The 8,344-nt window shown below is 59.7% G+C and carries 6 protein-coding genes and 1 tRNA gene; 2 read left to right on the top strand and 5 right to left on the bottom strand.

The features are described from left to right. Positions 1 to 623 (bottom strand): AMP-binding protein (locus QOC89_RS26910; protein WP_323047808.1); only part of this gene is annotated, 623 nt, incomplete at its 3' end. Between the two features lie 96 nt (positions 624 to 719). On the opposite strand from QOC89_RS26910, the gene QOC89_RS26915 reads away from it, so the two are divergent. Beyond that, on the top strand, positions 720 to 917 hold the full coding sequence (locus tag QOC89_RS26915; protein ID WP_323047809.1) for a hypothetical protein: 198 nt from the start codon (positions 720 to 722) through the stop codon (positions 915 to 917). A gap of 89 nt (positions 918 to 1,006) precedes the next feature. Beyond that, positions 1,007 to 2,566 carry a methyl-accepting chemotaxis protein gene (locus QOC89_RS26920; RefSeq protein WP_323047810.1) on the top strand — a complete coding sequence of 520 codons (1,560 nt, stop codon included), beginning with the start codon at positions 1,007 to 1,009 and terminating at the stop codon, positions 2,564 to 2,566. A 120-nt stretch (positions 2,567 to 2,686) separates the two neighbouring features. Here the strand turns inward: QOC89_RS26920 and QOC89_RS26925 are convergent, their stop codons facing one another. From QOC89_RS26925 to rpoD, 4 genes are all read right to left on the bottom strand, one after another. Then, entirely contained in the window at positions 2,687 to 3,040 is a 354-nt protein-coding gene (locus QOC89_RS26925) for a transposase (protein WP_323047811.1), read from the bottom strand. Positions 3,041 to 3,267: 227 nt separating this feature from the next. Then, complete coding sequence (locus QOC89_RS26930; protein WP_323047812.1) at positions 3,268 to 4,410, bottom strand: porin; 1,143 nt, start codon at positions 4,408 to 4,410, stop codon at positions 3,268 to 3,270. 1,486 nt (positions 4,411 to 5,896) lie between these two features. Continuing rightward, positions 5,897 to 5,984, bottom strand: a tRNA-Ile gene (locus tag QOC89_RS26935). Positions 5,985 to 6,136: 152 nt separating this feature from the next. After that, positions 6,137 to 8,344 (bottom strand): RNA polymerase sigma factor RpoD (rpoD, locus tag QOC89_RS26940; RefSeq protein ID WP_323047813.1); only part of this gene is annotated, 2,208 nt, incomplete at its 5' end.

Here is an 8,344-nt window from a genome sequence, read left to right on the forward strand (position 1 = left end):
TAGGCGCCGCGATGGTGGTAGACCACGCCCTTTGGATCGCCCGTCGTGCCGGAAGTGTAGTTCAGCGCGATGGCGTCCCACTCATCGGCTGGCAGGGTCCAAGCGAATTCAGGGTTGCCGGATTGCAGGAACGCTTCGTAGTCGGTCGCGCGGATGAACTTGTCGGCGTCGGCGGGCATTGCGTCCGCCACGCTGATCACGCGTAACTCGGGGAATTCCAGCGCCGCGCGGTGCGCCAGCTCGCTGTACTCCGTGTCGACGATCAACGCCTTGGCTTCGCCATGCCGCAGCATGAACAGCAGCGACGAGACGTCGAGCCGCGTGTTCAGCGTGTTGAGCACCGCGCCGGCCATTGGCACGCCGAAATGCGCTTCTATCATCGGAGGAATGTTCGGCAGCAAGGCCGCAACCGTGTCGCCACGTTCGATGCCGGCCTGTCGCAACGCGCCGGCCAAACGTCGAGCGCGTTCATAGGTTTCGCGCCAGTTACGGCGAATCTCCCCATGCACGACCGCCAGCCGCTCACCGTAGACTTCCGCTGCGCGTACGATGAAATCGATGGGTGTCAGCGGGACATAATTGGCCTCGCGCCGTTCAAGGCCTTCTTCGAACATGTGCTTCATCGTTGTCTCCTGAGGCGCAGGCGGCGCCGTCGCTTTTTCTGATTGATTTCTGATTGATTGATGCACTAACCTGGCAACCGCCATGGTGAACCGTCTGTGATTCAAATGACAGCGTGGCGCGCCCTGGCGCTCATCGGCGCGCTGGGGGGTGGCCATCAGCTTGCCGTGGTTTCCCGCGATTTTCTACAGATTTGGTTCAACTTTTCCCCGATTTTCCCCGATGTTTCCCGCTTTTCAGCGGTCGCCCAATACCGGAGGCTCGCGCCCAGCCAGGAATTTCGGATGCCGGAATAAAGAATCCGGCGCAATGGCCGTTATGTCGCCTATGCAACGGAGATTGCAGCCCTCCCTATTCCAAGTCCAACGTATTGCCGAAGCCGACAATGAACCGTCTGACACTGAAACAGAAATTGTGGGTGCCGATACTGCTTTGCTGGGCGGCGCTCCTGATCATTACCGCCGTGAACGCGTTCGACGCGCGAAACGCCCAAATGGACGCACGTCGCGCGGATCTGGCCGACGTCATCGACATGGCGGCATCGATCGTCGCGGACTACGCGAAACAGGCCGACGCGGGCAAACTCACGGTCGACGAGGCCAAACAGCAGGCCATCGCCCGCATCAACGCGCAGCGTTATGGCACGTCGGGCTACGTGACGATCGTGCGCGGCGATTCGGTGATGGTCGCTCATCCGATGAGCCCGAATCTGAACGGCAAGGACATGAGCGGCTTTCGCGACGCCAGGGGCAACGCGCTGTATCACGACATCGCGCAGGCAGGCGGTTCGGCGGGCGGCTCGGGCTATCTGCGCTACTGGTGGCCGAAACCCGGCGAGACGGCACCGAGCGAAAAGATCGGCTATGTGAAACGCTTCGTTCCGTGGAACTGGGACTTTATCGCCGGCGCGTATATGGACGACATCCAGGCGCAGTTCTACGCCACGCTCGAGCGCTCGGCCGGTATGTTGCTGCTGCTGGGGGCGCTGGCGTCGTTCGTGGCCTCGCGCGTGGTGCGCAACGTATCGCGTTCGATCGGCGGAGAGCCTTCCGCGGCGGCGGCGATTGCAATGCAGATCGCACGCGGCGATCTCGCCACTCACATCGATCTGCGTCGCGACGACACGTCGAGCCTGCTGTTCTCGCTGCACGAGATGCGCAATCAACTCGCCGCGACGGTTGGGCGCATCAAGACATCCGCGGAGACGATCACGGTCGCCTCGAAAGAGATTGCCGCGGGCAACCTGGATCTGTCGAGCCGCACCGAGGAGCAGGCGGCTTCGTTGCAGCAGACGGCCGCCACCATGGACGAGCTCACCAAGACTGTCACGCAGAATGCCGACAACGCGGCCACCGCCTCGGAACTGGCTACCGATGCGTCGGCGATCGCCGCGCGTGGCGGCCAGGTTGTGAACGATGTCGTCGAGAAAATGGCCGGTATCACCGATAGTTCGCGCAAGATCGGCGAGATCATCAGCGTGATCGAAGGCATCGCGTTCCAGACCAATATCCTGGCGCTGAACGCCGCGGTGGAAGCCGCGCGCGCTGGCGAGGAAGGCCGCGGCTTCGCCGTCGTCGCGGGCGAAGTGCGCAATCTCGCGCAGCGCAGCGCGACGGCGGCCAAGGAGATCAAGGTGCTGATCGATCAGTCGGTCGCGCAGGTCGGTGAAGGATCGACGCTGGCAGGCAAGGCCGGCAGCACGATCGGCGAGGTGGTCGACGCGGTGCGCCGCGTGACGGCCATCATGAACGAGATTTCGGCGGCTTCGAAGGAACAGAGTTCAGGTATCGGCGAAGTCAATCTCGCGATCCGCCAGATGGATGACGTGACGCAGCGCAATGCCGCGTTAGTCGAGCAGGCAGCGGCTGCGGCAGGTTCGCTCGACGAGCAGACCGAACGTCTACGAAATACGGTTGCGGTGTTCAAGGTCGAGCAACATGCGTGATCGAGCCGCGCGTTCATGCTGACGATTAACCTGGTCGACTGGTTCAGTGGACTAATGTAGCCGAATAGAAAATGCCGTCATCCGATTGCGGGGTGACGGCGTTTTTGTTTGCCATGCCTGCTATACCGTGCGCACGTCGCGCCTGCGAGAGAAAGGCCGCATCAACATGGCGTCGGTATCAAACAGTGCTAAAGCGATGCTAGCCAGCACACCTGAATTCTTCCAGCGCAAGTAGTAGCGATGCGCCGTCTGATAAGGCGCATACCGGTCGGGCATCGCATGCCAGGGCTTGCCCGTGTGCAGCACCCACAGCACGCTGTTCACCACGCAGCGAATGTCGATGCTCGGTCGGCCGCGCCTCGGTCCATGGTCTTTCATTTCCGGCAGGAGCGGTACGATGCGATGCCATTGCTCGTCGGTGAGATCCTGAATGGCCGGCGAGCGGGCCAGCGAGTTTGAAAGCGGAGTATTCATGCAGTTAGAACGCGCACTTGCAGCGGACGTGCTGGCGTCGGCGCGAACATCGTGTCTATGGATCAATCGCTTCAGACTAACCCAAGCGCGCTTGCGCGAAAGTCAATTATTGTCAGGCTCGTCAGATTGAATGCGGCGAGCGGCAACCGTCGGTTCAAAGCGGCACACCCATAAAAAAAGGTGCCGCGAACGGCACCTTTTCTGCAACAACTAGCTTCTGCGGAAGCTTAGAAGCGGTGACGCAGACCGACCGTAGCAGCCGTCTGGTTCTTCGACGACGACGGCAGTTGCGTGTTGTCGCCGCTGTAGATCGAAGCGACACCGCCGTCGCCCATTGCGTGCTGGTACACGGCTTGAGCGTAGACGTCCGTACGACGCGACAGCGAGTAGTCAGCTTGCAGGCCGATCTGGTGGTAACGCACCGACGCCGAACCGCCGTCTGCAGCAACGCCGTAGCCCTTGCCGTCCGTGAACGTGTAAGCAACGCCCAGACCCAGAGCCGGGGTCACGTTGTACTTACCGTTGACTTCGTAGTTGTTAGCGCGCAGCGATTGTTGCGTGCCAACGACGTTGTCGATACGCGACTGCGTCCATGCAGCACCGACGGTTGCCGGGCCGAACGAGTACGAAGCAGCTGCGCCGAATTCACGCTGACGGAAGTTGCCGGCGAGGCCCAGGATCGAGCCGTCCGAAGCACCGCCGTTGCTTGCCGTGCCTGCTGCGTTCGTTGCACCCGGGTTGTTCTGCTGCGCATAAGCAGCGCCGAGGTGCAGACCTTGCCACTGGTATGCAGCACCAACGCTGTATTCACGGTTGTTTGCGAATGCGCCGGCCTGGTTCGAGAAGCCGTACGTGCCGCCGAACGTGAAGCCAGCGTAGTTAGCGCTCGAGTACTTGATCGAGTTGTTGACTGCGTAGCCGCCGTTCGTGTTCAGGTTGTCGTTGTTGAACGGGTGAGCGAAGTACGTACCGCCCCAGCTGCCCGTTGCGGTCAGCGGTGCCAGGTAGTCTTGTGCTGCATCGTATTGACGACCCAGCGTGACCGAACCGTATTGTGCGCTCGACAGACCGACGAACGCTTGACGGTTGAACATGCCGTTGTTGTTAGCGAACTTGCCGTTGTTGATGTTGAAGCCGCTTTCCAACGTGAAGATTGCCTTCAGACCGCCGCCCAGATCTTCCGAACCGCGCAGACCGAACATGCTTTGGTTGATGCCACCGCTACCGGCTGCCCACTTTGCGTTGTGGTTGACGTTGCTGGTGTACGTCAGGCCCGCGTCCAGCAGACCATACAGGGTCACGCTGCTTTGTGCGTGAGCGACGGAAGCGAACGATGCGGCAACCGCAACAACGATGAGACTTTTTTTCATGCTGGGACTCCAGTTCGATAAATTTACGCGGGGAGCGGGACCTGCCTCAGCAGCGAATGCATCACTCACTGCCGCCCTGTTGGCCGGATCGTTTCGGATCGGCCGGGCACCCTTAGAACGAAGCGTGAGTGTAGGGGGACACCCTGGGTAGCGACGCCGGCGATTTGCGCAACAGGATTTTTCAGAAACAGCAACAATCAAGTCAGCGAAGGCATTAAGTCTTTGTTTTGTAGGCCTTTATCGCAAAATCATCGGGATGACCGGGTGGCTCTCGACAAAATTTATTTGCAACGTATCAATATCAAAGTTGTGCGTATGCAACAGCATTTAATATTCGCGTCGTAATCGGGTCGGAACGTTTGAAAAGTGAGAAGCATTCGGTTGCTCGACAATCAGGCGATTGCAATGTGCCATTTCGACGCGGAGTAATTTATTTCAGAAAAACGGGAACTTAATTGAGTTAATGCAGTCGGCTGAATTAATCGCTCAATCGCCGCGCAACAGAATCTGTGCATTCGCTGTATCGAGGCGGAAAACGCTGGTGTCGAATGGCTGCGTGCTTTATTGCGAGATTCCGGCGCGCAGAAACGACGATGGATCCGATTCCACCGCCTCCGCGACCGCCGAAGACCTCCGGCCGGCTCCGTCTCGCGGCTTGCGGGGACCGGCTCCCCCGCCCGATAGCACGTGAGCGGACGGCCAACAAAAAACCGCCGTCAGGCGGTTTTACGGAGTCCAGTTGTAGCTGTTGCCAACGGAGCGCTCGTTCCGGCCCACAAAGGCAACGCCGCGGGAAGAGGAAAGAGATGCCTTCAACACGAGCGCTGCCCGGAGGTGAGCTGCGGCGCCGACCGCCGCGTGACAAAAACCCGTGCTGAAAGCGGACGGCATACATCGAACAGCCTTCCGTCATCATTTAACGGCACAGGCGTGCGTTTTTTCACACGGAGTTTCCCTACTTCCCCGGTCGCTGGACGTTGTGAAGGAGTCAACACAGCCGGCCGAGCGCACTCTGGTCTTCGGAGAAGCCCTGGCGCCAGAGGGCGTGCGCCGCGAAACCTTCAACGTCCGTCGATGTGACGCCACCTATGTCCTATGGGCGGCCCGCGATCAATGACGATCGCCCTTGGAGCGTGGCATTTCGCCGGCTCCCGTCAGAAAAGGCTCCAGGCCGAATAGCCATGCAAAAATGACGGGAGAAGGCGCTGAGACGGCGGAGATTTTGCCGCGGCGAGGGATAAAGCGAACCGCGATATCGCCAAGAGAAACGCGATGCTTAATACGGGCGCTTGAACGGGAGAAGATGATTGCGGAACGTCGTTTAGGCCGCTTAATGCTGGGACAAAAGTGTTTCTAACAAACCGAATTCCGTATCGGGAATGCAGGATTAACAACACAGCGGAAGTGACATATTGCCGCACCAGATAGACGCTCGCGCCACAAAACAAAAAGGGTTCCGAAAACTCGGAACCCTTCTTTACAACTTTGGTGGGCCGGGTCGGAGTCGAACCGACGGTGTCCTTTCGGAGGCGGATTATGAGTCCGCTGCCTGCAACCAGCACGGCGTCCGGCCCAAGAAAAAGACCCGGTCATGAAGGCCGGGCCAATTCGTTGATTGGCCGACATACTACACGAAAAAAGGGCCGCCGCAACCGCTTCGCTCAAGCGAAACAACCCCGCGGCCCCCTCGCCCCACTAATCATTTCCCGCCGTCCACCAGCCTGGATCAGTTCCCTTCGAGGAACGACTTCAACTTGTCCGAGCGACTCGGGTGACGCAGCTTGCGCAGCGCCTTTGCCTCGATCTGACGGATCCGTTCACGCGTCACGTCGAACTGCTTACCGACTTCTTCGAGCGTGTGATCGGTGCTCATCTCGATACCGAAACGCATACGCAGCACCTTGGCTTCCCGCGGCGTCAGCGAATCGAGCACGTCTTTCACGACATCGCGCATGCTGGCGTGCAGCGCAGCATCAGCCGGCGCCACCGTGTTGGTATCTTCGATGAAGTCACCCAGATGCGAATCGTCGTCGTCACCGATCGGCGTTTCCATCGAGATCGGCTCCTTCGCGATCTTCATGATCTTGCGGATCTTGTCTTCCGGCATTTCCATCTTCTCGGCCAGCGTTGCCGGATCCGGCTCGAGACCGGTTTCCTGCAGGATCTGACGCGAGATGCGGTTCATCTTGTTGATCGTTTCGATCATATGAACCGGAATCCGGATCGTACGCGCCTGGTCAGCAATCGAACGCGTGATGGCCTGACGAATCCACCACGTGGCATACGTGGAGAACTTGTAGCCGCGACGGTATTCGAACTTGTCCACCGCCTTCATCAGGCCGATATTGCCTTCCTGAATCAGGTCGAGGAACTGCAAACCACGGTTCGTATACTTCTTCGCGATCGAGATCACGAGACGCAAGTTTGCCTCGGTCATTTCGCGCTTGGCCTGACGCGCCTTCAATTCGCCGGCCGCCATCTGACGGTTGGTTTCCTTCAGGTCCTTCAGCGGCAGTACGACGCGCGCCTGCAGATCCAACAGACGTTGCTGCTGTTCGCGAATGGCCGGAATGTTACGCGTGAGAATCGCGCTATACGCGTGCCCCTCACCGACGATCTTGTCGGCCCACTCGAGATCCGTTTCGCTGCCTGGAAAACGCGCGATGAATTCCGCCCGCGGCATGCCGCACTTGTCGACCACCGTATGCAGAATCTGACGCTCGACCTGACGCACTTCGTCCACTTGCGCACGCAACGTGTCGCACAGACGCTCGACGGTACGCGCGGTAAAGCGGATCGTCATCAGCTCGTTCTGGATCGTTTCCTGCGCCTTCAGATACGCCTTGGACTTGTAGCCTTCCTTCTCGAACGCGCGACGCATCTTGTCGAACCATTCGCTGATGAGCGCAAACTTCTCGAGCGACGCACGCTTTAACGCTTCCATCTGCGCTGCGTTGGCCGTGGCTTGCGCCGCGCCGTCATCTTCTTCCTCGTCCGTTTCTTGCTCTTCCTCGACTTCCTCGTCTTCGCTTTCGATCGCTTCCGCCTCTTGCGCCGAGAAGCCGTCCGCATCTTCCGCGTTGGCGTCGATCAGGCCGTCGACCAGCTCGTCGATACGGATTTCCTCGTTCGCGACACGCTCAGCCATGGCCAGAATGTCGGCGATCGTGGTCGGGCACGCGGAGATCGCCATCACCATGTGCTTGAGGCCGTCTTCGATCCGCTTGGCGATTTCGATTTCGCCTTCGCGCGTCAGCAGCTCCACCGTGCCCATTTCACGCATGTACATGCGGACAGGGTCGGTGGTGCGTCCGAACTCCGAGTCGACGGTGGAGAGCGCGACTTCGGCTTCCTCTTCGACTTCGTCGTCCGACGAAGCGGCCGGCGCGTTGTCGTTCAGCAGCAGCGTTTCCGCGTCGGGCGCCTGCTCGTACACAGCCACGCCCATGTCGTTGAACGTGCTGATAATGCCTTCGATCGCCTCGGTCTCGGTGAAGTTGTCCGGCAGGTGATCGTTGATTTCGGCGTATGTGAGGAAGCCGCGCTCCTTGCCGAGCTTAATCAGCGCGCGCAGTTTCGAGCGGCGCTCTTCGAGTTCCTCGACCGTGCCGGGCTGCGACGACGAGAACGCGTCTTTCAGCAGCGCCTTTTCCTTGGCACGACGGTCGCGAGCCTTGACCTTTTCCACTTTGCCGGAAGCGGCCACAGGAGTTTCTTCGCTCTGGGTTGCGTCGTCATCGACGGGTACTTCATTCAGCTTTTTCGTCATGGAGTTCGCCGTACCGGCTGTAGTCTCGACTCGCGGCTGGTGGACAACAGCCGGTTGAACCGTGGATACTGGAGTCTCGCGCACTGCCGCATCGTCCTGCGCGACAGCCGCTTCCCTTGCGCTTCTGACACCCGGCCGCCTCGTGGCCGGAGGTGGTACAGCCTT

It is taken from the genome of Paraburkholderia sp. (assembly GCF_034668105.1).
GTDB lineage: Bacteria > Pseudomonadota > Gammaproteobacteria > Burkholderiales > Burkholderiaceae > Paraburkholderia.